The organism is Streptomyces sp. H39-S7, from assembly GCF_027158205.1.
In the GTDB taxonomy this organism is placed as follows: Bacteria; Actinomycetota; Actinomycetes; order Streptomycetales; family Streptomycetaceae; genus Actinacidiphila.
This window is the reverse complement of the sequence record NZ_JAPVLU010000012.1, coordinates 66,864-91,328: the sequence shown is the minus strand read 5'-3', so window position 1 is coordinate 91,328 and position 24,465 is coordinate 66,864. Positions and strand designations below refer to the sequence as shown.

The 24,465-nt window shown below is 72.2% G+C and carries 21 protein-coding genes and 1 riboswitch (1 of these 22 cut by a window edge); of the genes, 14 read left to right on the top strand and 7 right to left on the bottom strand.

What is annotated here, in order from left to right:
- Positions 1 to 119 precede the first annotated feature (119 nt).
- A complete protein-coding gene (locus O3X23_RS13780) occupies positions 120 to 578 on the top strand; it encodes a nuclear transport factor 2 family protein (RefSeq protein WP_269271616.1) in 459 nt (152 codons plus the stop codon).
- 99 nt (positions 579 to 677) lie between these two features.
- On the opposite strand, the gene O3X23_RS13775 is transcribed toward O3X23_RS13780, so the two are convergent.
- Both O3X23_RS13775 and O3X23_RS13770 read right to left on the bottom strand, forming a co-directional pair.
- Positions 678 to 1,325 carry an LAETG motif-containing sortase-dependent surface protein gene (locus O3X23_RS13775; RefSeq protein WP_269271615.1) on the bottom strand — a complete coding sequence of 216 codons (648 nt, stop codon included), beginning with the start codon at positions 1,323 to 1,325 and terminating at the stop codon, positions 678 to 680.
- 179 nt (positions 1,326 to 1,504) lie between these two features.
- Entirely contained in the window at positions 1,505 to 2,902 is a 1,398-nt protein-coding gene (locus O3X23_RS13770; protein ID WP_269271614.1) for an NADP-dependent succinic semialdehyde dehydrogenase, read from the bottom strand.
- Positions 2,903 to 3,051: 149 nt separating this feature from the next.
- Here O3X23_RS13770 and O3X23_RS13765 point away from each other — a divergent pair, with 149 nt between their 5' ends.
- The 3 genes from O3X23_RS13765 to O3X23_RS13755 all read left to right on the top strand — a co-directional run bounded on the left by O3X23_RS13765 (position 3,052) and on the right by O3X23_RS13755 (position 6,118).
- Positions 3,052 to 4,077 (top strand): MsnO8 family LLM class oxidoreductase, encoded by a 1,026-nt coding sequence (locus tag O3X23_RS13765; RefSeq protein ID WP_269271613.1) that lies wholly within the window; start codon positions 3,052 to 3,054, stop codon positions 4,075 to 4,077.
- Positions 4,078 to 4,087: 10 nt separating this feature from the next.
- Positions 4,088 to 4,951 carry an MBL fold metallo-hydrolase gene (locus O3X23_RS13760; RefSeq protein ID WP_269271612.1) on the top strand — a complete coding sequence of 288 codons (864 nt, stop codon included), beginning with the start codon at positions 4,088 to 4,090 and terminating at the stop codon, positions 4,949 to 4,951.
- 117 nt (positions 4,952 to 5,068) lie between these two features.
- Positions 5,069 to 6,118 carry a phosphatidylinositol-specific phospholipase C domain-containing protein gene (locus O3X23_RS13755; RefSeq protein WP_443047844.1) on the top strand — a complete coding sequence of 350 codons (1,050 nt, stop codon included), beginning with the start codon at positions 5,069 to 5,071 and terminating at the stop codon, positions 6,116 to 6,118.
- On the opposite strand, the gene O3X23_RS13750 is transcribed toward O3X23_RS13755, so the two are convergent.
- Positions 6,046 to 7,713, bottom strand: coding sequence for an MFS transporter (locus O3X23_RS13750; protein WP_269271610.1), 1,668 nt, complete (start codon positions 7,711 to 7,713; stop codon positions 6,046 to 6,048). The genes O3X23_RS13755 and O3X23_RS13750 overlap by 73 nt on opposite strands.
- A gap of 214 nt (positions 7,714 to 7,927) precedes the next feature.
- Here O3X23_RS13750 and O3X23_RS13745 point away from each other — a divergent pair, with 214 nt between their 5' ends.
- Positions 7,928 to 8,893, top strand: a complete 966-nt coding sequence (locus tag O3X23_RS13745; protein ID WP_269271609.1) for a TetR/AcrR family transcriptional regulator C-terminal domain-containing protein — start codon at positions 7,928 to 7,930, stop codon at positions 8,891 to 8,893.
- A gap of 241 nt (positions 8,894 to 9,134) precedes the next feature.
- Positions 9,135 to 12,017: a discoidin domain-containing protein gene (locus O3X23_RS13740; protein ID WP_269271608.1), complete on the top strand. Its 2,883-nt coding sequence runs from the start codon at positions 9,135 to 9,137 to the stop codon at positions 12,015 to 12,017.
- A gap of 78 nt (positions 12,018 to 12,095) precedes the next feature.
- On the opposite strand, the gene O3X23_RS13735 is transcribed toward O3X23_RS13740, so the two are convergent.
- From O3X23_RS13735 to O3X23_RS13725, 3 genes are all read right to left on the bottom strand, one after another.
- Positions 12,096 to 12,533: an ATP-binding protein gene (locus O3X23_RS13735; protein ID WP_269271607.1), complete on the bottom strand. Its 438-nt coding sequence runs from the start codon at positions 12,531 to 12,533 to the stop codon at positions 12,096 to 12,098.
- Between the two features lie 39 nt (positions 12,534 to 12,572).
- Entirely contained in the window at positions 12,573 to 12,926 is a 354-nt protein-coding gene (locus O3X23_RS13730) for a DUF1232 domain-containing protein (RefSeq protein WP_269271606.1), read from the bottom strand.
- 107 nt (positions 12,927 to 13,033) lie between these two features.
- Positions 13,034 to 13,219 (bottom strand): hypothetical protein, encoded by a 186-nt coding sequence (locus O3X23_RS13725; protein WP_269271605.1) that lies wholly within the window; start codon positions 13,217 to 13,219, stop codon positions 13,034 to 13,036.
- Positions 13,220 to 13,501: 282 nt separating this feature from the next.
- On the opposite strand from O3X23_RS13725, the gene O3X23_RS13720 reads away from it, so the two are divergent.
- The 8 genes from O3X23_RS13720 to O3X23_RS13685 all read left to right on the top strand — a co-directional run bounded on the left by O3X23_RS13720 (position 13,502) and on the right by O3X23_RS13685 (position 23,320).
- The gene (locus O3X23_RS13720; RefSeq protein ID WP_269271604.1) at positions 13,502 to 14,464 is read left to right on the top strand and encodes a YihY/virulence factor BrkB family protein; all 963 of its coding nucleotides are present in this window, start codon (positions 13,502 to 13,504) and stop codon (positions 14,462 to 14,464) included.
- 90 nt (positions 14,465 to 14,554) lie between these two features.
- Entirely contained in the window at positions 14,555 to 15,784 is a 1,230-nt protein-coding gene (locus O3X23_RS13715) for a D-alanyl-D-alanine carboxypeptidase family protein (RefSeq protein ID WP_269271603.1), read from the top strand.
- A 252-nt stretch (positions 15,785 to 16,036) separates the two neighbouring features.
- Complete coding sequence (gene rho / locus O3X23_RS13710) at positions 16,037 to 17,203, top strand: transcription termination factor Rho (protein WP_269271602.1); 1,167 nt, start codon at positions 16,037 to 16,039, stop codon at positions 17,201 to 17,203.
- 125 nt (positions 17,204 to 17,328) lie between these two features.
- Positions 17,329 to 18,747, top strand: coding sequence for an MFS transporter (locus tag O3X23_RS13705; protein ID WP_269271734.1), 1,419 nt, complete (start codon positions 17,329 to 17,331; stop codon positions 18,745 to 18,747).
- Positions 18,744 to 19,358: a TetR/AcrR family transcriptional regulator gene (locus O3X23_RS13700; protein WP_443047843.1), complete on the top strand. Its 615-nt coding sequence runs from the start codon at positions 18,744 to 18,746 to the stop codon at positions 19,356 to 19,358. Before O3X23_RS13705 ends, O3X23_RS13700 begins: the two co-directional genes overlap by 4 nt.
- Before the next feature lie 16 nt (positions 19,359 to 19,374).
- Positions 19,375 to 20,172: a phytanoyl-CoA dioxygenase family protein gene (locus tag O3X23_RS13695; protein WP_269271600.1), complete on the top strand. Its 798-nt coding sequence runs from the start codon at positions 19,375 to 19,377 to the stop codon at positions 20,170 to 20,172.
- A 10-nt stretch (positions 20,173 to 20,182) separates the two neighbouring features.
- Positions 20,183 to 22,912 (top strand): helix-turn-helix transcriptional regulator, encoded by a 2,730-nt coding sequence (locus O3X23_RS13690; protein WP_269271599.1) that lies wholly within the window; start codon positions 20,183 to 20,185, stop codon positions 22,910 to 22,912.
- Positions 22,913 to 22,951: 39 nt separating this feature from the next.
- Positions 22,952 to 23,320, top strand: coding sequence for a cupin domain-containing protein (locus O3X23_RS13685; protein ID WP_269271598.1), 369 nt, complete (start codon positions 22,952 to 22,954; stop codon positions 23,318 to 23,320).
- Positions 23,321 to 23,418: 98 nt separating this feature from the next.
- On the opposite strand, the gene O3X23_RS13680 is transcribed toward O3X23_RS13685, so the two are convergent.
- Positions 23,419 to 24,366 carry a M23 family metallopeptidase gene (locus tag O3X23_RS13680; protein WP_269271597.1) on the bottom strand — a complete coding sequence of 316 codons (948 nt, stop codon included), beginning with the start codon at positions 24,364 to 24,366 and terminating at the stop codon, positions 23,419 to 23,421.
- Positions 24,367 to 24,371: 5 nt separating this feature from the next.
- Positions 24,372 to 24,465: riboswitch (cyclic di-AMP (ydaO/yuaA leader) on the bottom strand (it continues 121 nt past the right edge of the window).

Sequence of the window (24,465 nt, the reverse complement as noted above, 5' to 3'; positions counted from 1 at the left end):
ACAGCGGGCCCGAGGGCATCGCACGGCCACCGCCCTTGACTTCTCTCGCGGCCCGTGCGATCCATGGCGGTTCCGACCGCCCAACGGCCCCTCGGGGGCCGCGAAGTACCGGGAGCCGCATGCTGACGCTCACCGAAATCTCCGACCGGCTGGAGATACAGGACCTGATGGTCGACTACTGCCACGCCGTCGACACCCGGCAATGGGACCTGCTCGACGAGGTGTTCGCCGCGGGCGCCGTCATCGACTACACGGCGACCGGCGGCCCGCGCGGCACCCTCCCGGAGGTCAAGGAGTTCCTCGGCTCCGTGATGGGACGGTTCCCCGCTTACCAGCATCTTCTGGGCAACGCCTCGATCCGGCTCGACGGCGACACCGCGACCGGCCGCACCATGTGCCACAACCCGCTGGTCCTGCCCGGCGAACAGGGCGCGGCGGACGGCGGGGTGCTGCACTGCGGTATGTGGTACATCGACGTTTTCGTCCGGGTCTCGGGCGCCTGGCGGATCGCCGAACGCGTCCAGGAGAAGTCGTACATGCACTTCGCGCCGAGCGCGCCCGGCCGGCCGAAGGACTGAGGCAGCGGTTCACGAGAAGGGCCCGTACCCCTGAACGTTCCAGGGATACGGGCCCTCCGACGCGCTACGGGGATTCCGTTTGCGGTGCGATCCGGTGGATCAGCTGTGCGACGAGCGGCGCTTGCGGTTCATGAGGATCAGACCCGCACCGGCGGCCACGACGGCCGCGGCGATGCCGCCGATGATCGGCGTGGAGCTGGAGCCACCGGTCTCGGCCAGGTTGGCCGGCGGGGTGGACTGGCTCGGCGAGACGACCGGGGCGCTCGACGTCGGCGAGGCCGAAGGCGTGGTGGCCGGGGTGGTCGGCGTACCCGGAGTCGTGGTCGGCGTCGTGGTCGCCGGAGTGGTCGGCGTCGTGGTGGGCGGCTTGTCCTCGTCACCCGGGCAGGGCGCGACCGTCTTGGTCTCGTCCTTGTCGAAGTTGTGCTTGCCGCTGGTGTCGCCCGCCTTGACGACGAGGTGCACCTTCACGTCCTTGCCGTGCTTCGGCAGGTCCAGCACCTTGTGGAACTTGGCCTTGAAGCTGGTGGTGGCCAGCAGGTCCTTGTCGTCCACGGTGATCGTGACGGTGTTCTCGACCCGGCTGTTGTACTGCGTCAGGTCAACGGTGACCTTGTCGCAGGTGACCGTCCAGACCGGCGTGTGCGCCGATGCCGGAGTGGCGAGAACGCCCGTTCCGGCAAGTGCCGCGAAAGCGGCAACGGCTATTGCACCGGTACGAACCCGGCCGCGGTGCTTCATCTGCATGAATCCTCCATGAACAACGCTTTGCGGCAGCCCCGTTCAGCCGCGCATGTACGAGACGCGGACCCTACACCCGACCCTCCCGCGTCCCGACACCGCCCCTGGTGTCCTGACCGCACCCGCGCAGCGGTGACCCCCGGCGCCACAGTGGCACCGGGGGTCACGGACGGACCGGCATACGGTCAGGAGGCGGCGCTGTGCCAGACCGTGGTGGTGTTGCAGAACTCGCGGATGCCGTGCCCGGACAGCTCGCGCCCGTAGCCGGAGCGCTTCACCCCGCCGAACGGCATGGCCGGGTGGGAGGCGGTCATGCCGTTGAAGAAGACGCCGCCCGCCTCCACATCGCGTACGAAGCGCTCCTGTTCGGCTTCGTCCCGGGTCCAGACATTGGAGCTGAGGCCGAAGGGCGAGTCGTTGGCGAGCCGCACCGCCTCGTCGAGGTCCGCGGCCTTGTAGAGGGTGGCCACCGGCCCGAACGCCTCCTCGTGGTGGATCCGCATCCGCCCGGTGATGCCCGCCAGCACCGTCGGCTCGTAGAACCAGCCCGCCTGCCGCGACGCGGGGCGCTGTCCGCCGCACAGCGCCGTCGCGCCGAGCTTCTCGGCGTCGGTGACGAGTTCCTCCAGGTCGGCCCTGCCCTGCTCGGTGGCGAGCGGCCCGACGTCGGTGGACTCGTCCATCGGGTCGCCGACCCGCAGGGCCGCCATCGCCTCGGTGAAGAGCGCGGCGAACTCGTCGTACACGTCGGCGTGCACGATGAAGCGCTTGGCCGCGATGCAGGACTGCCCGTTGTTCTGCACCCGGGCGGTGACCGCGGTCCTCGCCGCCCGCGCGATGTCGGCGGACGGCATGACCACGTACGGGTCGCTGCCGCCGAGTTCGAGAACCGTGTGCTTGACGACGTCGCCGGCGATCGCGGCGACCGAGCGCCCTGCCGGCTCGCTGCCGGTCAGCGTCGCCGCCACGATCCGGTCGTCGCGCAGGATGTCCTCGATGGCGCCGGAGCCGACCAGCAACGTCTGGAAGCACCCTTCGGGGAATCCCGCGCGGTGGAACAGATCGCCCAGGTAGAGCGCGGTCTGCGGAACGTTCGAGGCATGCTTCAGCAGGCCGGTGTTGCCCGCCATCAGGGCGGGCGCGGCGAACCGGACCACCTGCCAGAGCGGGAAGTTCCACGGCATGACGGCCAGCACCACGCCCAGCGGCCGGTAGCGCACGAAGGCGCGGGCGCCCCCGGAGTCCTCGACGTCGGCCTGCTCCGGGTGCTCGTCGGCCAGCAGGCCCTCGGCGCGCTCCGCGTACCAGCGCATGGCCTTGGCGCACTTCGCGGCCTCCGCGCGGGCGGCGACGAGAGTCTTGCCCATCTCGGCGGTCATGGTGCGGGCGATGTCCTCGCCCTCCTCCTCCAGGAGCGCGGCCGCCCGGCGCATCAGGTCGGCGCGCTCGCTGAAGGGGGTGGTGCGGTACTCACGGAAGGTCGCGTCGGCGCGGGCGAGCTTCTCCTCGATCCCGGCGGCATCGAGGGCCTCGAACGTCCTGAGCGTCTCGCCCGTCGCCGGGTTCACGGTCGCGATCGGCACGGCAATGCCTCCTGGGGCTCGGCTGTCCTGATCGTTTGCCCCATTTTCGCGGAGGAACCCGCATTCGGACACCCGCGGAACGCCACCCGGGTGTCCGGACGGCGCGATCGGGCCGGGAATCCCCAGTGATCCACAGTGTTGAAGCGAAGGTGACATCAGCACTCCGAGGGATCCCGCTGTCCATCCTGGACCGGTCGCGCACCCGCCAGGGCCAGAGCCACGCCCAGGCACTGCGGGACACGGTCCGCTTCGCCCGGCAGGCCGAGACGCTCGGCTACCGCCGCTTCTGGGTCTCGGAGCACCACAGCGTGCCCGGAGTGGCCGGGTCGGCGCCCACCGTGCTGGCGGCCGCCGTCGCTGCCGCCACCTCGCGGATCCGGGTCGGCACGGGCGGGGTGATGCTGCCCAATCACCGGCCGCTGGTGGTGGCGGAGCAGTTCGGGGTCCTGGAGGCGCTCTTCCCCGGCCGGGTCGACATGGGTCTGGGCCGGTCGGTCGGGTTCACCGACGGCATCCGGCGGGCGCTGGGCCGTGACAAGGAGGCGGCCGAGGACTTCGGCGCGCAGCTGACGGAGCTGCTCGGCTGGTTCACCGGTGACCAGCGGGCGCACCCCGAGGTGCACGCCTGGCCCGCCGAGGGCCTGCGCCCGCCCGCGTTCGTGCTGGCCACCGGCTCGGGGGCCGACCACGCGGCGGCGCTGGGGCTGCCGCTGGTGATCGGAGCCGTCCGCGGCGAGGACCCGATGCTGCGCGCCATCGAGCGGTACCGCGACGGTTTCCGGGCCTCGGCCTGGTCGGCGGAGCCGTACGTCGTGGTCTCCGCCGGCGCCGCGGCCGCCGCGACGCCGGGCGGTGCGCGCCGGCTGCTGCTGTCCGAGGCCTGGTCGAGCGCGTACTCCCGCACCCACGGGGCCTTCCCGCCGCTCCTGCCGACGGCGGAGGTGGAGTCGCTGGAGATGTCGGGGCGGGAGCGCGCCTACTTCGACGCGGCGCTGGAGGGACAGATCCACGGCACCGGGGACGAGGTGGCCGCGGCGCTCGGCGCCCTCGTGGGCCGTACCGGCGCCGACGAGGTCATGGTGACCACCAGCACCTTCGACCGGGCGGAACTGCTCGACTCCTTCAGCCGGCTGGCCGCCGCCGCGGGCATCGGCGCACCGGCGGGCGCCCTGTAGCGTCGCCCCCATGAACGAGTTCAGCGGGCCGCCGACCGGGCCGGGAGACCTCGACGTCCGGTGGCACGCCGGGTGGCCGTCGGCGAAGCACGACCCCGCACCGGAGATCCAGGTGCACGCGTACGACGAGAACACGCTGATCCTCCGGCAGAACATGTCGGTGCACTTCGAGGCGCCGTTCGTGTTCCTCTTCCTCGGCGCTGACCGGGCCCTGCTGCTGGACACCGGAGCCACCGCGGACGAGCGGTACTTCCCGCTGCGCCGCACGGTCGACGCGGCGATCGCGGACCGGCTCGTACGCCGCCCCCGGCCGGGCTACGAGCTGCTGGTCGCCCACACCCACGGGCACGGCGACCACATCGCGGCCGACGGCCAGTTCGCCGGCCGCCCGGACACCACCGTGGTGGGTCCCGGCCTGACGGACGTGATCGACTTCTTCGGCCTGACGGGCTGGCCGGACACCCGGGCCGAGCTGGACCTCGGCGGCGGGCGGATCCTGGACGTGATCCCGGGCCCCGGCCACCAGGAGGCGGCCGTGGTCCTCTACGACCGGGCCACCGGTCTGCTGCTGACCGGCGACTCCTTCTACCCGGGCATGCTCTACGTCCGGGACGCCGCCGCGTTCACCGCCACCGTCGACCGGCTGCTCGACTTCTGCGCCACCCGCCCGGTGACCCACGTCCTGGGATGCCACATCGAGATGACCACCACCCCCGGCGAGGCGTACCCGCGCGGCACCACGTACCAGCCCGACGAGCCGCCGCTGCAGTTGGGCGTCGACCGGTTGGCGGTGCTGCGGAAGGCGCTCACCGAGACCGGGGGCCGGCCGGGTGCGCACATTTCTGACAACTTCATCGTGGACATCGCGGGTTAGCGGCGTCCGCGTTGTCCGACGGCACCAAGTAGTTCACGTCCCGTCGTCCCGCGATCACCCTGCGGTAGTGCAACACCCTTAACCTGCTTCCCACTTGCTCTCTCTGGGAGGCGGCTCATGCGCATGTTCGGACGCACATCGGCAGCGGCGGCGCTCGCCGCGGCGGCGGCACTGACCCTTCTCGTCCCGACCGGATCGCAGGCGGCGGGCACCGACGCCCTCCCCTACTCCGGGAGCACCGGCGTGGGGGTGCACAACGCGTACGACAAGGCCAAGTACCCCTATTTCGCCGACGCGCTGGACTCCGGCGCCGCGCTGCTGGAACTGGACGTCTGGACCAACGGGCTGGGCGGCTCGAAGTTCCGTGTCGCGCACGACAACCCCTTCGGCAACAACAACAACTGCGAGAACGCCGCCGACGCCTCCCAGTTGCGCGTCAAGCCGGTCAACCAGACCTTCGAAGGCTGCCTCGCCGACATCAAGGCGTGGAGCGACGCGCACCCCGGGCACGCCCCCGTGCTGCTCAAGGTGGAGATGAAGGACGGCTTCAACGACAAGGGCGGCCTGGGCCCCGACGAGTTCGACGCCCTGGTGGGCAACAAGCTCGGCAGCGCCCTGTACCGCCCGGCGGACCTGGTGGGCGGCCGCGGCACCCTCGACGCGGCGGCGCTCGCGAACGCCTGGCCGACGCGGGCGGCGCTGGCGGGCAAGTTCCTCGTCGAGCTGATCCCCGGCACCGTGGAGGAGAGCAACCCCTTCGACAGCCTGTGGACCGACAAGGAGTACGCGACCCGGCTGCGCAACCTCGCCGCCGCCGGAACGCTGCCGCAGGCGGCCGCCTTCCCCGCCGTGCACGGCGCGGCGGCGGCCGACCCCCGGACCTCCCGGTACCCGGACGCGACGCTCCGGCCGTGGTTCGTGTTCTTCGACGGTGACGCGGCCGCCTACGTGGACGGCGGGATCGACACCGCCTGGTACGACAGCCGGCACTACATCGTGGTGATGACGGACGTGAACAAGGTCGCGCCCGCCATCGACGGCACGCATCCGACGGAGGCCGAGGCGCGGGCCAAGGCCGCGCAGGCCGCCGCGCGTCACGGCAGTCTGGTGACCGCCGACTGGTACGCGCTGCCCTCCGTGCTGTCATCGGTGTACCCGCGCGGCTGACGCTGCCCGCCCACCGGCGGGGCCGGTTCCGCCGCGCCGGTGGGCGGTGCCGCCGGCACGTCCCGCAGCGCGTACAGCGCGAGGGCGGCCGCCGCGGCGCACACCACCGCGGCGCCGACGGCGGCCGCGTGCAGCCCGCCGACGAACGCGTCGCGCGCCGCGTGCAGCACGGCGTCGCCTGCCCGGCCGGGCAGGCGCGCGGCCACCGCCTGGGCGCTGCCCAGGGTCTCGCGGACGGCGTGCAGGTCGTCGGGCGACAGCCCCGCGGGCAGGGCGTCCGTGACGTCCCGCCGGTAGACGGCGTTGCCGATGCTGCCCAGCACCGCCATGCCGAGCGCGCCGCCGAGTTCGGTGGCCGACTCCAGCAGTGCCGAGGCGGCGCCCGCCCGCTCGGGCGGCGCGACCCCGATCACCATCTCGGTGACCAGTGCCATCACCATGACGAGCCCGGCGGCGTAGCCGCTCGACGCCACCAGCAGCCACCACAGCGGGGAGTCCGCCCCCACCAGGGTCAGGGCGCAGAACCCGGCGGCGGCCAGCAGGAACCCGCCGCACATGATGGAGGCCCGGTTGATGCCGCGCCCGGCGAGCCCGGGTGCCAGCGGGGCGGTGACGCCGACCACGAAGGACGGCACCAGCGCCCACAGGGCGGCCCGCAGCGGACTCATGCCGAGCACCGACTGCAGGTGGCTGGTCAGGAAGATGGCGAAGCCCACGGTGGCGAACATGGCGAGGACGTTCACCGCGAGGGAACCGCTGAAGGCGCGCTTGCGGAAGAGCGTCAGGTCGATCAGCGGATCGGGCCCGCGGCGCTGACGGCGGACGAAGACGTAGCCGAGCAGCAGGCCCGCCACGACGGCCAGCACCGGCACGAGCGCGTAACCGTCCCTGGCCAGCTCCTTGATGCCGTAGATCACCGGTAGCAGGGTGCCCATCGACAGCACCGCGCTCAGCAGGTCGAAGCGGCCGGGGCGCGGGTGCTTGAACTCCGGCAGCAGAAGTGGCGCCAGGATCAGCAGCAGGACCATCGCCGGGATGTTGATCAGGAAGACCGAGCCCCACCAGAAGTGCTCCAGCAGCATGCCGCTGAGCACCGGTCCGATGGCGATGCCGCCCGCCATGGCCCCGGACCAGATGCCGACGGCCATGGCGCGCTGCTTCGCGTCCTGGAACAGGTTGCGGATGAGCGCCAGGGTCGAGGGCATCAGGGTCGCGCCGCCGATGCCGAGCAGGGCGCGGGCCGCGATGAGCGCCTCCGCGCTGGGCGCGTACGCGGCGAGCAGGGACGCCGCGCCGAACGCGCCGGCGCCCATGAGCAGCAGCTTGCGGCGGCCGATCCGGTCGCCGAGCGAACCCATCGTGATGAGCAGCCCGGCCAGGACGAAGCCGTAGATGTCGAAGATCCACAGTTGTTGGGTGCCGGACGGCTGCAGCTCACGGCTGATGAACGGAACGGCGAAGTACAGCGCCGAGACGTCCATCGAGACCAGGAGCAGCGGCAGGATCAGGACGCCGAAGCCGATCCATTCACGGCGGCCGGCCCGGGGTCCGCCGCCCGGGTCGGAAAGGGTCGTCTCCGGCAGCGATTCTGGCATCGGATGTGCCTCCCCGTTCGATGCGTACACTGTAATGAGAACACCGTACACGCCGAATTGCGCGGCACAGCAACCCCTATGCGGCAGGGATTCGGCAGGAGTCCGCACTAGTTCACTGCCCTAGGGCGGCCGGTCTCCGGAACCTCCCGGTGAACATCCCTGCTAGCCTCGGGATCCGCCGGTGCACTAGTACACGACGACGAGGGAGACATCCGTGACCCGGTCCGCCGCCTCCGCGGAACCGCCCTACGTCCGGATCGTCAACGAGATCCGGCGCCGTATCGCGGCGGGCGAACTGGCCGCGGGCGACCGGGTGCCCTCGACCCGGGGGATCACCCGGGAGTTCGGCGTCGCGATGGCGACCGCCACCAAGGCCCTCACCGCCCTCCGTCAGCAGGGCCTGGTGCAGGTACTGCCCGGCATCGGCACCGTGGTCGCGCAACCCCGCACCGGCACCGGTTCCGGCGGCAGGACCGCCGGGCCCGCACGGCAGGCACGCCCGGCCCGTCCGCCACTCGGCGAGCCGGCACCGGAACTGACCCGCGAGCGGATCGTGCTCGCCGCACTCGGGATCGCCGACGGGGAGGGGCTGTCGGCGGTGTCCATGCGCCGGGTCGCCGCCGAACTCGGCGTGGCCGCGATGGCGCTCTACCGCCACGTGCCGGGCAAGGACGAACTCGTGGTGCTGATGGCCGACGAGGCCGCCGGCCGGGGGGAGCTGCCCGAGCCGGGGCCGTCCGACTGGCGGGAGCGGCTGGAGCAGGGCACCCGGCTGCAGTGGGAGATGTACCGCCGCCACCCGTGGCTGGCGCAGGTGATGTCGATGACCAGGCCGCCGCTGGTGCCCAACGCGATGGCGATCGTCGAATGGTCCATGCGCACACTGGACCACCTCGACCCGACCGACATGATCCACGTCGCGGTCACGATGGTGAACTACGCCCGGGGCACCGCGGTGAACCTGGAGGCCGAGGCGGAGGCCGAGCACTCCACCGGCATCACCAGCACGCAGTACCTGGACGCCAACGAGGAGGCGCTGAGCGCCATCGTGGCGTCCGGCAGGTTCCCCATGTACTCCTCCCTCGCCGGACGGCACGACCTGGAGATCGATCTCGACACGATCTTCGAGTTCGGGCTGCGCCGCATGCTCGACGGGATCGAAGTCTTCGTCACGCGGTAGAGCAGCGCCGGCCGTTACCCCTCTTCTCCCTTGCCTCAGGCATCAACGCCCCTTTGTGCCCTGACTCAAGCTCGTCTTTGCATCTGATCGTCGCAATATTGCGCAGACTTATGGACTTGCTGCAGGGGTGCTCGTAGTCTCTCCCACGCCCGGCCGAAACCCCCACGACACACGCCCGCAGCGCGACCGCAACGTGCGCCGCTCGCCCCCCACCTTCGACCTGCAAGGACGTGCCTCTGTGATGCATGCACCCCCAAGTCCCCGCCTCCGGCGCAGTACCACCGCGATCGTCTCCCTCGTCGTCAGCGCGGCCGCCGCGCTGACCGGGGTGGGCCTCGCCACCGCGCCCGCCGCGCACGCGGCGGGCGTCCCCGCACTGTCCCCCCTGAACGTTCCGAACCGCGGCGCGGTCGTGCCGTTCAAGGAGCAGGAGGCGGAGTACGCGGCCACCAACGGCACGGTGATCGGGCCGGACCGGCTCTACGGCAAGCTGCCGTCCGAGGCGCAGGGCCGGCAGGCCGTCACGCTGAACGCGGCCGGGCAGTACGTCGAGTTCACGCTGACCGCCCCGGCGAACGCCATGTCGTTCCGCTACAGCCTGCCGGACACGTCGAACGGCACCGGACGTGACGCGTCCATCGACCTGCAGGTCAACGGCTCCACGCTGAAGAGCGTGCCGGTGACCTCCAAGTACAGCTGGTATTACGGCGGCTACCCGTTCAACAACAACCCCGGCGACACCAACCCGCACCACTTCTACGACGAGACCCGGACCCTGCTCGGCTCGACGCTGCCGGCCGGGACGAAGATCCGGCTACAGGTGGCCTCGACCGCCGCCTCCCCCACCTTCACCATCGACCTGGCCGACTTCGAGCAGGTCGCGGCCCCGATAGCCAAGCCGGCCGGCGCGCTCGACGTGGTCGCCGACTTCGGCGCGGACCCGACCGGCGCCGCCGACTCCACGGCCAAGTTCCAGGCCGCGGTCAACGCCGGCCAGGCGCAGGGCAAGACCGTCTACATCCCGCAGGGCAACTTCACCCTCTTCGACCATGTCGTCGTCGACGGGGTCACCCTGGCCGGCGCGGGACCCTGGTACAGCGTGCTCGGCGGGCGCGACCCGGTGAACCGCAACCGCGCCGCGGGCATCTACGGCAAGTACGTCCCCGGTGGCGGCTACACCGGCGGGGTGCGGCCGCACGAGGCCAACGGGCCGAGCCGCAACGTCACCCTCAAGGACTTCGCCATCATCGGCGACATCCGCGAGCGCTCGGACGACGACCAGGTCAACGCCCTCGGCGGCGCGATGTCCAACTCCGTGGTCGACAACCTGTGGATCCAGCACACCAAGGTCGGTGCCTGGATGGACGGCCCGATGGACAACTTCACCATCAAGAACAGCCGCATCCTGGACCAGACCGCGGACGGCGTGAACTTCCACACCGGGGTGACCAACTCGACCGTCACCAACACCTTCCTGCGCAACCTCGGTGACGACGGGCTGGCATCCTGGCCGGAGCGGGTCGCGAACGTCGGCGACTCCTTCACCCACAACACGGTGATCCTGCCGATCCTGGCGAACAACATCGTCACGTACGGCGGCAAGAACTTCACGATCTCCGACAACGTGATGGCGGACACCATCTCCAACGGCGGCGGCCTGCACATCGCCAACCGCTACCCCGGGGTCACCTCGGGCAACGGCACCGCCGTCGCGGGCACCATCACCGCGGCCCGCAACACCCTGATCAGGACCGGCAACAGCGACTTCAACTGGAACTTCGGAGTCGGCGCGATCTGGTTCGACGGGCTGAACGAGGCCATCACCGGCGCGGTCATCAACATCACCGACACCGACATCCTGGACAGCTCCTACGAGGCCATCCAGACGATCGAGGGCGGCGTCACCGGGGTCAACTTCACCAACGTCAACATCGACGGAGCCGGCACCTACGCCATCCAGGCCCAGGTGCAGGCCAACATGAAGTTCACCAACGTCACGGCCAAGCACATCGCCCAGGCCGCCACCCCCATCCACAACTGCGTCGGCACGAGCTTCGTGATCGTCGACGGCGGCGGGAACTCCGGCTGGAACACCGGTTCCACCTGCACCGGCAACTGGCCCGCACCGATCTGGACCAACGGCGGCATCCCGTCGGACCCCTCGAACCCGCCGACCACCCCGCCCACGACGCCGCCGACCACTCCCCCGACCACCCCGCCGGCCTGTGTCCCCGGCACCGGCAACCTCGCCCAGGGCAAGCCCGTCACCGCCACCAGCGCCAACGCCGGCTACAGCGCGGGCAACGCCGTCGACGGCAACGCGGGCAGCTACTGGGAGAGCAACAACAGCTCCTTCCCGCAGTCGCTGACCGTCGACCTCTGCGCGGCCACCGGCGTCGACAGCGTGACGTTCAAACTGCCGCCGGGCTGGGAGTCGCGCTCGCAGAGCATCGCGGTACTCGGCTCCGCCAACGGAACGGACTTCAGCCAGCTGGCCGCACCGAAGGCGTACGCCTTCGACCAGGGCTCCGGGAACACCGTCACGGCGGGCTTCACCGCCGCGAACGTGCGCTACGTCCGGGTGACCGTCTCGGCCAACACCGGCTGGCCGGCCGCCCAGCTCTCCGAGCTGGAGGTCCGCCACACCGGTACGACGCCGCCGACGACCCCGCCCACCACTCCCCCGACCACCCCGCCGGCCAACACCAACCTGGCCGCGGGCAAGAACATCAGCGCGACCAGCACCAGTGACGTCTATGTGGCCCGCAACGCCAACGACGGCAACTCCGCCAGCTACTGGGAGAGTGCGAGCAGCGCCTTCCCGCAGTCGGTGACCGTCGACCTGGGCGCGGCGACCGCGGCCGGCCGGATCGTGCTCAAGCTCCCGCCGCCGTCGGCCTGGGCCACCCGCACGCAGACCCTGAGCGTGCTCGGCAGCGCCGACAACTCCTCGTGGAGCACCCTGAAGGGCTCCGCGGGCTACACCTTCAACCCGGCGAGCGGCAACAGCGCGTCCATCACGCTGCCCGCCGGAACCACCACCCGCTACCTGCGGCTGACGTTCACGGCGAACACGGGGTGGCCCGCGGGCCAGCTCTCCGAATTCGAGGTGTACGCCTCCTGACCTCCCACAACGCGTGACGGGCCCGGTCGGCATCTCGCCGGCCGGGCCCGCCCGCGTCAGGTGGGCGGCCGCTCCGGGTCACTTCACGTCACGCCGTTCCACGTCCAGGAGGGCGGTGACGCGCTTGCCGCCGTCGACACGCTCGGCGGTGACCTTCCGGCACAGCCGGTCCACGATCTCCATCCCGTGGCCGCCGATCCGCGCGGGGTCGGGCTCGAACCGCCGGGGCAACTCGGCGCTGGAGTCCCGGACGGTCACCTCGACGGCGCCGCCGCAGTAGGTCAGCTCCAGCTCGTAGGGCCCCGGGGCGTAGCGTCCCGCGTTGGTCACCAGCTCGCTCACGACCAGCAGGACCTCCTGCGCGCGCTCCTCCGGTACGGGGGCGGCGCGGTCCGCGGTGAGGTTGTCGAGAAACAGAGCGGCCGCGTCGCGGGCGGCGGCGATGGTGCCGCCTCTGCCCGAGTAACGGATCGACTTCCGCAGAGGCTCCGTCACTGTGGTGAGGACGTCCAGCATGTCGGGTATGCCCCTTCTGCCTCGGCGGTCACTGCTCGTTCACTTCGCCCTCTGCCCCAGCGGCGGTGTTCCATGCGTGCCGGGCGTCTGCGGGCGGTCCGCTTCCGCGTCGCCGACCCCGATGCCCGCCCGGCGGGCCGCGCTCTCCAGGGCGCGCACGGCCAGCCACAGCACACCGATGTCGTCGACGAGAATCGGGTCGGGCAACAGGTCCACCGGGCAGACGAGATAGGCGATCGCGCCCCAGAACATCGCCTTCCCGGTCAGCGGCACATGGGCGGCCACCAGCAGCCGCCGCACCCGGACCAGCCGCACGGCCAGCCGTACGGCGATGACCAGCATGACCACGACGGCCAGTGCGGCCAGGGTCCACAGCAAGGTGGTATCGCTCATCCGGTCCTCCAGTCGACGCGCTGTCCCGGCGGGCGCGCGGTGTGATGTCTGATACCCGCTGCGCCGGCCGGGACCGCCTCAGCGGTTCGTCGAACTTCTGTCCGCGGTCAGCGGCGGCCCCGGCGGCGGGCGGGGACGGACCAGCCGGAGCCGAGTCCCGCCAGGTGGAGGGCGACCAGGACGAGCCCCACGAGCTGCAGGCTGCCGGGTGCGAATACGATGTCGGTCGAGGTTTCGGTCGCGTTGATGATGAAGGCGACCGCAAAGACGACAGCCGCGGCGATGGCGAGCATCCGGACTTCCTTTCCCAAGCTTCTTCCGAACCTCCGGAGCACTCCGGCGGTTCGAACGATGGCTACAACTGTTCGGTCATCCCTGCGTCTTGCCCGCCTTGCGCGCTTCAACCGCCCGAATCCCGGGGGGTCCGGCGCGCACGGTGGGATCCGAAGTCCGGCTGGACCGGCCATTCCCGGGTATCAGACCGACAGATCGGCGCCTCGCCGACTCCGTACCGTTCGCCGGGCACCGTCCCGGCGGACACGGTTCCACCGCGCACGTTCCACCGAGGAGCCGGAATGATCGACGAGCAGGCCGTACTGGCCCTGGGGCCCACCGGCCGCGAGCCCGCGGCGCAGGCCGCCACGGCCGGGCGCCGGCGGCGGATCCTGACAGCGCTGCGCGGCGCGCTCGTCGCGGCGTGGGACCAGGACGCCTCCGAGCGGGCCGCGGCCCTCACGTACTACTCCATGCTCGCCCTGTTCCCCACCCTGCTGGTGACCGTCTCGGTGATCGGCCTGGCCGGAAGCTCGTCGACCGCCGATCTGATCGCGCAGGTCACGGCCGTGGTACCGGCCGAGTCGCGACAGCTCGTCGCGAGCACCATGAAGGACATGTCCCAGGAGCACTCGGCGGCCTGGTTCCTGGCCGTCAGCGGCACGGTGGGGGCGATGTGGTCCGCCACCAGCTACCTCGCCGTCTTCCGGCGGGCGCTGCACTCGATGTACGGCGTGAGCGACCACCGCCCCGCGTGGCGGACAGCGCCCCGCATCGTCATCACCGCACTCGTACTGCTCACCCTCCTCGTGTCCAGCGCGGTCACCTTGATGGTGACGGGTCAGCTGGCCCGGCGTGCCGGGCAGGTGCTGGGTATGGACGAGGCGGCGGTGACCAGCTGGAACGCGCTGAAGTGGCCGCTGCTGCTGTGCCTGGCGACAGTTCTGGTCCTGATCCTGTTCCGCTCGGGACCGGCCAGGTTCCGCCCCGTGCGCGCGATGGCGGCGGGCGGCGCGCTGGCCGTCGTGCTGTGGCTGCTCTCGTCGGTGGGGTTCGCCCTCTACGTCTCCGTCTTCGGGACCTACAACCGGCTGTACGGCTCGCTGGCCGGGACCGTCGTCTTCCTGGTCTGGCTGTGGGTGTCCCACATCGCGCTGCTCATCGGCGCGCATTTCAACGCCGAACTGGCCAAGGGGCGCAGCGCGCGCTCGGTCGCCGGCCCCCGGTCGGATCCGCCGCCGGCACAGGTTTCTGAGGGCGCGTAACCCGCACGGGGTCCTCCGTCCGGCGTCCCGCTCCACCGTATGGAGCAGGTCACCGCGCAGAACGGGCGGAAGGGTTCCTACCGTGATCCCATGACTGTTTTCGGCCCGGGCCGCACCCCGTCCCCCTGGTCCCGTGCGGCGGTGCTCACCGCCGTCTGCCTGACCGTGAGCTGCGCGGGCGCCACGGCGTTCGCCGACGGGGACGCGGCCAACGCGCCCGGCCGCACCGCCGTCGGCGGCGCGGCGCTGGGGCGGCCGGGAGTGCTCGTCCTGCCGAAGTCCGGCTCGCCCGATCTGCCCGCGGGCCTGTCGGCGCTGTCCTGGCTCGTCGCCGACGCGCGTACGGGTCAGGTGCTCGCGGCCAAGAACGCGCACCGCCCGCTGCCGCCGGCCAGCACCCTCAAGACGCTTTTCGCCGTCACCGTCCTGCCCCGCTTCGCGCAGGAGACCGTCCACACCGTGACCGAGGAGGAGCTGTCCGGTGTCGGGGCGGGCAGCAGCAAGGTCGGCGTGCAGGCGGGCCAGCCGTACACGGTGGCCGACCTGTGGCGCGGGGTGTTCCTCAGCTCGGGCAACGACGCGGTCCATGTGCTCGCCCGGATGAACGGTTCGGTGGAGCAGACGGTCTCGCAGATGCAGGCGAAGGCGGAGATGCTCGGCGCCGACGACACCCAGGTGGTCTCACCCGACGGGTACGACGCGCCCGGCCAGGTCTCGTCCGCCTACGACCTGGCGCTCTTCGCCCGCGCCGGGCTCGCCACCCCGTACTTCACCGGCTTCACCTCCACCGCCACCGCGCTGTTCCCCGGCGGCAGGGACTCCAAGGGCCGGGAGGTGCCGCCGTACCAGATCCAGAACACCAACCGCCTGCTGACCGGGGCCGACGGCGTGGGGAGGTACCCGGGGCTCATCGGGGTGAAGAACGGCTACACCACCAATGCGGGCAACACGCTGATCGCCGCCGCCCAGCAGGGCGACCGCACCCTGATCGTCACGGTGATGAACCCGCGGTCCGGCGCCCCCATGGCCGTGTACAAGGAGGCCGGCGCCCTGCTGGAGTGGGGTTTCGAGGCCGCCGGGGTGAACGGCTCCGTCGGCACGCTGAACGCCGGCAACCGCGCCGTGCCCGCCTCGGCGCCGCGCCGGCAGCCGGACTCCGCGCCGGAGGCACTGGGGACGGCGGCGACCGCCGCGCACTCCACCTCGGGGGGCAACTGGGTCTGGTCGGGCGCGGCGGGCGTCCTGGCGACGGCCGCCGGCATCGCCTTCGCCCGCCGCCGCAACCTCCGCTCGAGCTCACCACGTCCGGAAGGCCTGTGAGCCCCGATCTCCCCGACGGCCTTTCCACCGGATTTCCCCGACCACACGAAGCGGCGTGCTACAGTGCGAACAGCACTTGAGTACGCCGCTTTCGGCGCCGGTGCTTGTTCCACCTCTCACCGTGGCGTAATTCCGTCCTTCGGGACCGGCCGCCCGGCAGTGAATCCCCTTCCTCCCCTCGCGGGTCGGCAAGCCAGTGGTGCGTGACACGTCCGCCCCTTGCTCCAAGCCCCCGCCGGGACCTTATCTGGTATGTCCGTGAAAGGACCCAGCATGACCACCACACTCGAACACCCCCCTGTCAGAACCACCCGCTCCACCGTCCCCACGCCGGTCACCGGCGTCCTCGACATCGTCGGCGGCCAGGGCTTCCTGCGCACCGGCGGCTACCACCCGAAGCCCGACGACCCGCAGGTGACAGCGGCTCAGATCCGCAAGTACGGCCTGCGCAAGGGCGACCTCGTCGAAGGCACCACCGAGCGGCCGCGTGCCCTCGGCGGTGTCGAGCGGATCAACGGCCGCGAGGCCGGCGCTCCGGGCGTCCGCCCGCACTTCGGTGACCTCACCCCCGTCCACCCGCGGGCACGACTGCGGCTGGAGACCTCGCCCGGCGCCCTCACCACCCGGCTCGTCGACCTCGTCGCGCCGGTCGGCAAGGGCCAGCGCGGACTCATCGTGGCTCCGCCCAAGACCGGCAAGACCCTGCTCCTGCAGAGCCTGGCCAACGCCGTCGCCGTCAACCACCCCGATGTCCACCTCATGGTCGTCCTCCTGGACGAACGCCCCGAGGAGGTCACCGACATGCGCCGCTCGGTGCGCGGCGAGGTGCTCGCCTCGACGTTCGACCGCCCGGCCAAGGAGCACATCGCCCTCGCCGAACTGGCCGTCGAGCGCGCCAAGCGCCTCGTCGAGCTCGGCCAGGACGTGGTGATACTCCTCGACTCCATCACCCGGCTGTGCCGCGCCCACAACAACGTGGCGCCCGGCAACGGCCGCACCCTGAGCGGCGGCGTCGACTCCGCCGCGGTGCAGGCGCCCAAGCGGCTCTTCGGCGCCGCGCGCTGCGCCGAGGAGGGCGGTTCTCTGACCATCCTCGCGACCGCCCTCGTCGACACCGGTTCCCGTGCCGACGACTACTTCTTCGAGGAGTTGAAGGGCACCGGCAACATGGAACTGCGGCTGGACCGCTCGCTCGCCGAGAAGCGCATCTTTCCGGCCATCGACGTGACCCCATCCGGCACCCGGCGCGAGGAGCTGCTGCTGCCCGCCGCCGAACTGGCGGCCGTGCGCGGCCTGCGCCGGGCCCTGCAGTCCAGGGACACCCAGCAGACCCTCGAAGTCCTGCTCGACCGGATGCGGCAGTCGCCCGACAACGCCACGTTCCTCCAGCAGATCCACCGCACGGTCCCCGGCGCCTGAGCCTCCGGCCGTTCTCGACCGAAAGTCGCTTGGCAGTGAATAATCATTCACCTAATCTGGTGAACGACTATTCACCTCCCTTCACGGCTTTTGGAGCACACTCCGTGGACATCCGGAAACGGCTCATGGTCCCCGTCCTGGCATTCGGCGGAATCCTCATGGCGATCATGCAGACCGTCGTGGTGCCGCTCCTCCCCGATCTGCCGCGCCTGACCGGAGCCTCGCCCGCCGGCGTCTCCTGGATGGTCACCGCGACCCTGCTGGCCGGAGCCGTCCTCACCCCCGTGCTGGGCCGGGCCGGCGACATGTACGGCAAACGCCGCGTGCTGCTGATCGCACTCGGGCTGATGACCTTCGGGTCCCTGCTGTGCTCCCTGACCTCCGACATCCGGCTGCTGATCGCCGCCCGTGCCCTCCAGGGCGCGGCCGCCGCCGTCGTCCCGCTGTCCATCAGCATCCTGCGCGACGAACTGCCCCCGTCCAGGACCGGCTCCGCCGTGGCGATGATGAGCTCCACCGTCGGCATCGGCGCCGCCTTCGGGCTGCCGCTGGCCGCCCTGATCGTGCAGTACGCCGACTGGCACGTCATGTTCTGGGCCACCACCGCCCTGGGCGCGCTCGGCCTCGGGCTGGCCTGGTGGGTCGTGCGCGAGTCGCCCGTCCGCTCCCCCGGCCGCTTCGACTTCACCGGCGCCGCCGGACTGGCGGCCGGACTGGTCTGCCTGCTGCTGGCGGTCTCCCAGGGCGGCCAGTGGGGATGGACCAGCCCGGCCGTGCTGAGCCTGGCCGCGGCCGCCGTCGTGATCCTCACCGGGTGGCGGTGGCAGCAACTGCGCGCCACCAGCCCGCTGGTGGACCTGCGGCTGGCCGCCAGCCCGCGCGTCGCGCTGCCGCACCTGGCGGCGCTTCTCGCCGGCTTCGCCTTCTACGCCAACTCCCTGGTCACGGCGCAACTGGTGCAGGCGCCCGAGGAGACCGGCTACGGGCTGGGGCTGTCCATCGTGGCGAGCGGGCTGTGCCTGCTGCCCAGCGGCATCATCATGCTGCTGCTGTCCCCCGTCTCGGCCCGGATATCGGCGGCCCGCGGCCCGAAGTTCACCCTCGCCGCGGGCGCCGTGCTGCTGACCCTCGGCTATGTGCTGCGCATCGCGGACAGCCGGCAACTGTGGGCGATCATCGTCGGCGCCTCGGTCGTCGCGTCGGGGACCACGCTGGCCTACTCCGCCCTCCCGACGCTGATCCTGCGGGCCGTCCCGGCCGGGCAGACCGCGTCCGCCAGCGGGGTGAACGTCCTCATGCGCACCGTCGGCCAGGCCACCTGCAGCGCCGCGGTCGCGGCGATCCTGATCCACCACACCGCGCCGGTCGGCGGCATGGAGATCCCCACGCTGCACGGCTATCTGATCGCCTTCACCCTGGCGGGCGGGGTCGCGATCCTCGCCTTCCTCGCGGCGGTGTCGATACCCGGCGGCCGGCGCGGCACACCGGAGCGGCCCGCGCCGCGCGCTGAAACGGCCGCGGACCCCGCGCTGGAGGGAGCATGAGTGCCATGACGACAGCCGCTCCCGACAGCCGGCGCCGTGACGCCGACGCCTCCAAGGCCGCGATCCTGCGCGCCGCCCGCACCATGCTGGGCCGACGCTCCTACGGCGACATCACCCTCAAGGCCATCGCGGAACGGGCCGGGGTGAGCGCGCCGCTGATCGTCAAGTACTTCGGCAACAAGGAGAAGCTCTTCGCCCGCGTCATCTCCTTCGAGTCCGACGCGGCAGCACTGCTGGACGCCCCGCTGGGCGAGCTCGGCCGGCACATGGTCACCCAGGTCCTCACCAGCCAGAACGAGCGCGGCATCGATCCCATCCTGCGGATCGTCTTCGCACCGCTGCACTCCGCCGAGGGGCAGGGCGACCTCCTGCGCGCCAACTTCCGCGAACAGGTCATCGCCGGCCTCACCCGCCGGCTGACCGGTCCCGAGGCCGGGCTGCGCGCCGAACTCGCCGTGGGCATGCTGCTCGGCCTCGGCGCCGTCTACGGGATCGCGCGCGGCGAGGCGGTCCGCGCGATGACGGTTCCCGCCCTCGTCGAGCGGTGTGCTCCCGCGCTGCAGGAGCTCATCACTCCGACCGGAAACCCGTTGGCCCCCGCCGCCGGGTAGCGGTGAGGATGGCCGGGTGGACCCTACGACGATCGAGCAGTTCCTCGACAACGGCTTCATCAGGATCGAACGGGCCTTCTCCGAGGAGACCGTGCGGGCCTGCGCGGAACTGCTCTGGGCGGAGACCGGCACCGACCCCGACGACCCGGACTCGTGGACAGAACCGGTGCACTGGGTGTCCGACATGCCGGACGCGCCCTTCGTCGAGGCCGCCAACACCCCGGTGCTGCACGACGCGTTCGATCATCTCGTCGGCCCCGGCCGCTGGGTGCCGCGGCCCTCGCTGGGCTCCTTCCCGCTCCGCTTCCCGCACCCGGACGAACCCGACGACGCCGGCTGGCACATCGAGGGCAGCTACTTTCCCGAGGGCGCGAAGTGGCCGTTCGCCAACCTCCGCTCCGCGGGCCGGGCGCTGCTGATGCTCTTCCTCTTCACCGAGACCGGCCCCGCGGACGCGCCGACCCGGATCCGGGTCGGCTCGCACCTGGACGTGCCTCCGGTCCTGCGGCCGTTCGGCGAGGAGGGGGCGTCGATCCTGGAGATCGCCGCCCGGATCGACGAGGCGAGTGCGCACCGGCCGGTGGCGCTCGCCACCGGCAGCCCCGGGGACGTCTATCTGTGCCATCCCTTCCTGGTGCACGCCGCCCAGCCGCACCACGGCAGCCGCCCCCGGTTCATGGCGCAGCCCCCGCTGTATCCGGCGGTCCACTACGAACTGGAGCGGTCCGACGGCGCCTACTGCCCCGTGGAGACCGCGATCCGCCGGGGCCTGGAAGGCCCCCGCGGCGGGGGCGGCGGCCGGTCCGTTGGGTAGCGTTCGGGGCATGTTGCACGGGCGTACCGAGGAGCGGTCGGCGATCGGGGAGCTGCTGTCCGGCGCCAGGGCGGGCCGCAGCGGAGTGCTGGTGCTGCGCGGTGAGGCGGGCATCGGGAAGACGGCGCTGCTCGACGACACTGTGGACGCAGCGGCCACAGCGGACACAGCCGGCGCGATGACCGTCGTACGTGGCTCCGGCACCGAGTTCGAGGCCGAACTGCCTTTCGCCGGGCTGCAGTTGCTGCTGCGCCCCGCGATGGGTTCGCTGGGCGCGCTGCCCGAGCCCCAACGCCTGGCGCTGGAGGCCGCGTTCGGGATGACCGTCGCCGCGGCACCCGACCCGATGTTCGTCGGGCTCGCCGTGCTGTCCCTGCTCTCCGCCCATGCGGGCGACGGGCCGCTGCTGTGCGTCGTGGACGACGCGCAGTGGCTGGACCGGGTGTCCACCGACGCGCTGATGTTCGCCGCCCGGCGGCTGGACGCCGAGGGCATCGCCCTGGTCTTCGCGGCCCGCGACGGCGAGGGCACGTTCCCCGCGCCCGGCCTTCCCGAACTGCGGTTGCGCGGGCTGACCCCGGTGTCGGCGGCGGCCCTGCTCGCGGTGCACGGCGCCGAGCTCTCCCCCACCGTCCGCCACCGCGTCCTCACCGAGGCCCAGGGCAACCCGCTGGCGCTGCTGGAACTGCCGGTCGCCTTCCAGGCGGAGCGCCCCGATGGCCGCTTCCGGCCGGGCGCGCTGCCGCTCACCAGCCGCCTGCACATGGCGTTCCACGGCCGCGTCAGCCATCTGCCGGCCGCCACCCAACTGCTGCTGCTCGTCGCCGCCGCCGACCACACCGGCGATCTGCGGGCCGTCCTGCGGGCGGCGGAGGCGCTGGGCGCCGGAGCGGCGGACCTGCCGCCCGCGCAGGAGGGCGGCCTGATCCGGCTGGACGACGACCGGCTGCGCTTCCGCCATCCGCTGGTCCGCGCCGCGGTCTACCAGCGCGCTCCGCTGGCCGACCGGCTCACCGCGCACCGGGCACTGGCCGGGATCCTGGACGCCCCGCAGGACGCGGACCGCAGGGCCTGGCACCTCGCGGCCGCCGCGCCCGGCCCCGACGAGGCGACGGCCACCGCGCTGGAGGACACCGCCGGACGGGCCAGGGAACGCAGCGGCTACGCGGCCGCGTCCGTCGCCTTCGAACGGGCCGCCCGTCTCAGCACCGACCCCGGGGCCGGAACCCGGCGGCTCGCCCTGGCGGCCGAGGCCGCCTCCGAGGCCGGTGAGCTCGACCGGGCCCGCGACTTCGCCGAACAGGCCGCGCGCCGGACCGGTGATCCCGCGCTGACGGCCCGGCTCCACCACGTCCGGGCCCTGTCGGACTTCCTCAGCGGCTCGTTCCCCACCGCGCACCGGCTGCTGACCGACGGCGCCGGACACGCGGCCGCCGCCGACCCCGAGCGCGCCGCGCGGATGCTCATGCAGGCCGCGCACACGGCCTGGTACCTCGGCGAACAGGACGTCGCGGACACGGTGGCCCGGCTGGACGCCCTGGAACTGCCCGCGACGAGCCCCGTGACGCCGGTGGCCCGTTTCGTCACCGCCGCGCTCGGGCCGCCCACCGGCGGCGGGCCGCCGGACCTGACCGCCGCCGAGTCCGCGGCCCGGGCCGCCGGGCCGCGCGACCCGCGCGACCTGATGCTGCTGTGCGGCGCCGGGCTGGCCGTCGGGCAGGACGACGAGGCGCACGAACTGGCCGCCGCGCTCGCCGCCGAGAGCCGCGACCTCGGCGCCATCGGCCGGCTGCCGACGGTGCTCTTCTTCATGGCCGAGGCCGAGGTGTTCGCGGGCCGGCACCGGGACGCGCTGGCCACCGCCGAGGAGGCGCTGCGGATCGCCGGGGACACCGGGCAGCAGCAGTGGACCAGCCAGTTCAGCAGCGTGCTGGCGTATCTGGCGGCCGTCGAGGGTGACGAGGAGCGCTGCCGGAAGTACACGGACGACGCGCTCGCCGTCGTCGCCGGGGCCGCGATGCCGCCCGGCGCGCCCTGGTCGTACTGGGCGCAGGGCATGCTCGATCTGGGCCTCGGCCGGGCGCAGTCGGCGCTCGACGGGCTGGAGCGGCTCACGCACGCGCCGCTGCGGCACCACTTCTGCGCCACCCGCAGCACCCCCGACCTCGGCGAGGCGGCCGTCCGGCTCGGACTCGGCGCGCGCGCCGCCGAGCCGTTGGCCCGTTTCGAACGGTGGGCCGCCCGCGCCCGCCAGTCCTGGTCCGACGCGCTGGTGCTGCGCTGCCGGGCGCTGCTCGCCGCCGACTCCGAGGCGGAGGCGTACTTCACGGCCGCGCTGAAGCTCCACGACGAGCACCGCCGGCCGCTGGAGCACGCCCGTACCGCGCTGCTGTACGGCGAGTGGCTGCGCCGCGCGCGCCGCAAGAGCGAGGCGCGCGGCCAGCTGCGGGCGGCGCTCGACGTGTTCGAGCGGCTGGGCTCCCGCCCCTGGGCGGACCGGGCGCGCAGCGAACTCGGGGCGACCGGCGAGGTGGCCCCGCAGAGCCGCGAGCCCGGGGTGCTCGCCGGGCTCACCCCGCAGGAGCTGCAGATCGCACGGTTCGCGGCGCAGGGCATGTCCAACCGGGACATCGCGGCCCGGCTGTTCCTCAGCCCGCGCACCGTCGGCTACCACCTGTACAAGGCGTACCCGAAGCTCGGGATCGCCTCGCGCGGCGAACTCGCCGTCCTTTTCGGGTGATCGCCCCCGGAGAAGGGCCTGCCGGGAGATGCTGAACGGATGAACGCACCTGATCAGGCCCTGCGGGCACCGGGCCGTGTGCTGGCCCTCCGTGTCGATGATGTGCCGACCACCGAGATCGGCCCCGGCATCCTGTTGCGCGAACTGCCGGGCCCGGCCCCGCTCAGCTTCTGGGTGGTGGACTTCGCACCCGGCTCGCAATGGCCCGGCGTCGATGTGCACGAGACCGTCGGCGAGGGCTACTACGTGGCCGAGGGCGAGGTCATCGAGGGCGACCGGCGGCACGGCCCCGGCACCTACGTCCTGCTCGAACAGGGCTCCAGCCACCAGCCGCGCTCCGAGACGGGGGCGCGGGTGTTCGGCTACAACCACCCCGCGGGCCGGCCGCTCGGGCCGCCGGCGCCCTGAACCCCTGACAGCACGGAAGCGCGGAAGCACGGAAGTGCCCGCCCGGACCTGGTCAGTTCAGGTCGGGGCGGGCACTTCCGTCGGTCGGGTCCGACGGATCAGACGCTGACGCCGTGCTCGCTCAGGTACGCGACCGGGTCGATGTCCGAGCCGTAGTCGGGGCCGGTGCGGATCTCGAAGTGCAGGTGCGGGCCGGTCACGTTGCCGGTCGCGCCGGACAGGCCGATCTGCTGGCCCTCGGTGACGGTCTCGCCGGCCGAGACGGACAGCGAGGACAGGTGCGCGTACTGCGAGTACTTGCCGTCGCTGTGCTGGATGATGACCTCGTTGCCGTAGGCGCCGCCGTCGCCCGCGGACACGACGGTGCCGGCGGCTATCGCCTTCACCGTGGTGCCGGTCGAGACGACGAAGTCCACGCCGGTGTGGTAGCCGCTGGACCAGCTGGAGCCCGACTGGTGGTACGGGGTGCCGATGCCGGAACCGTCGACCGGGAGGGTGTAGCCGGAGGAGTTCGCCAAGGAGGCCGTCGAGGACTTCGTGGACGAGTCGCTCTTCGCCTCGGCCTTCTCGGCCGGGGCCTTCTTGGCCGGCGCCTTCTTCGTCTCGGTGGTGGAGGACTTCGAGGACGACTTCGGCGCCGCTTCGGCGGCCGGCGCGGAGTGCTTCGGCGCGGCCTTGGTGCCGAGGGCCAGCGTCTGGCCGGGGTAGATCAGGTCCGGGTCGCCGCCGATGGTCTGCTTGTTGTCGGAGTACAGCTTCTGCCAGCCACCGTCGACGTGCTGGACGTCGGCGATCTTGGAGAGGCTGTCGCCGCCGACCACCTTGTAGGAGGTGTCGGCGCTCTTCGCCGGAGCGGCCTTGGCGACCGGCTGTGCGGCGTGCGTCGCGGCGGGGGCGACGTTCGCGGCGGCGTGGGTGTCGGCGGCGAACGCGTTCGATGACATGGCCAGCGGCAGCGCGAGAGCGGCGCCACCGGTGCCGGCCGCGACGCAGATCCTGGTGAGCCGGCTCATACGGGCAATACGGTGCTTTCCCTTTGCGGGCATGGGGGAGTTCCTCTCCTACGCCGGCGAGGTGAGCTGTCGGGTTCGGGCCGGAGATGCCCGGCCGCGGCACGTAACGGCATTGACGGGACGTGCCGCGTC

Excerpts from the sequence above, each read along its gene's own strand:
- O3X23_RS13780 (WP_269271616.1), top strand. The coding sequence starts at position 120 with ATGCTGACGCTCACCGAAATCTCCGACCGGCTGGAGATACAGGACCTG.
- O3X23_RS13775 (WP_269271615.1), bottom strand. The coding sequence starts at position 1,325 with ATGCAGATGAAGCACCGCGGCCGGGTTCGTACCGGTGCAATAGCCGTT.
- O3X23_RS13760 (WP_269271612.1), top strand. The coding sequence starts at position 4,088 with ATGAACGAGTTCAGCGGGCCGCCGACCGGGCCGGGAGACCTCGACGTC.
- O3X23_RS13755 (WP_443047844.1), top strand. The coding sequence starts at position 5,069 with ATGCGCATGTTCGGACGCACATCGGCAGCGGCGGCGCTCGCCGCGGCG.
- O3X23_RS13750 (WP_269271610.1), bottom strand. The coding sequence starts at position 7,713 with ATGCCAGAATCGCTGCCGGAGACGACCCTTTCCGACCCGGGCGGCGGA.
- O3X23_RS13740 (WP_269271608.1), top strand. The coding sequence starts at position 9,135 with ATGCATGCACCCCCAAGTCCCCGCCTCCGGCGCAGTACCACCGCGATC.
- O3X23_RS13735 (WP_269271607.1), bottom strand. The coding sequence starts at position 12,533 with ATGCTGGACGTCCTCACCACAGTGACGGAGCCTCTGCGGAAGTCGATC.
- O3X23_RS13730 (WP_269271606.1), bottom strand. The coding sequence starts at position 12,926 with ATGAGCGATACCACCTTGCTGTGGACCCTGGCCGCACTGGCCGTCGTG.
- O3X23_RS13725 (WP_269271605.1), bottom strand. The coding sequence starts at position 13,219 with ATGCTCGCCATCGCCGCGGCTGTCGTCTTTGCGGTCGCCTTCATCATC.
- O3X23_RS13720 (WP_269271604.1), top strand. The coding sequence starts at position 13,502 with ATGATCGACGAGCAGGCCGTACTGGCCCTGGGGCCCACCGGCCGCGAG.
- O3X23_RS13715 (WP_269271603.1), top strand. The coding sequence starts at position 14,555 with ATGACTGTTTTCGGCCCGGGCCGCACCCCGTCCCCCTGGTCCCGTGCG.
- rho (WP_269271602.1), top strand. The coding sequence starts at position 16,037 with ATGTCCGTGAAAGGACCCAGCATGACCACCACACTCGAACACCCCCCT.
- O3X23_RS13705 (WP_269271734.1), top strand. The coding sequence starts at position 17,329 with ATGGTCCCCGTCCTGGCATTCGGCGGAATCCTCATGGCGATCATGCAG.
- O3X23_RS13700 (WP_443047843.1), top strand. The coding sequence starts at position 18,744 with ATGAGTGCCATGACGACAGCCGCTCCCGACAGCCGGCGCCGTGACGCC.
- O3X23_RS13690 (WP_269271599.1), top strand. The coding sequence starts at position 20,183 with ATGTTGCACGGGCGTACCGAGGAGCGGTCGGCGATCGGGGAGCTGCTG.
- O3X23_RS13685 (WP_269271598.1), top strand. The coding sequence starts at position 22,952 with ATGAACGCACCTGATCAGGCCCTGCGGGCACCGGGCCGTGTGCTGGCC.
- O3X23_RS13680 (WP_269271597.1), bottom strand. The coding sequence starts at position 24,366 with ATGCCCGCAAAGGGAAAGCACCGTATTGCCCGTATGAGCCGGCTCACC.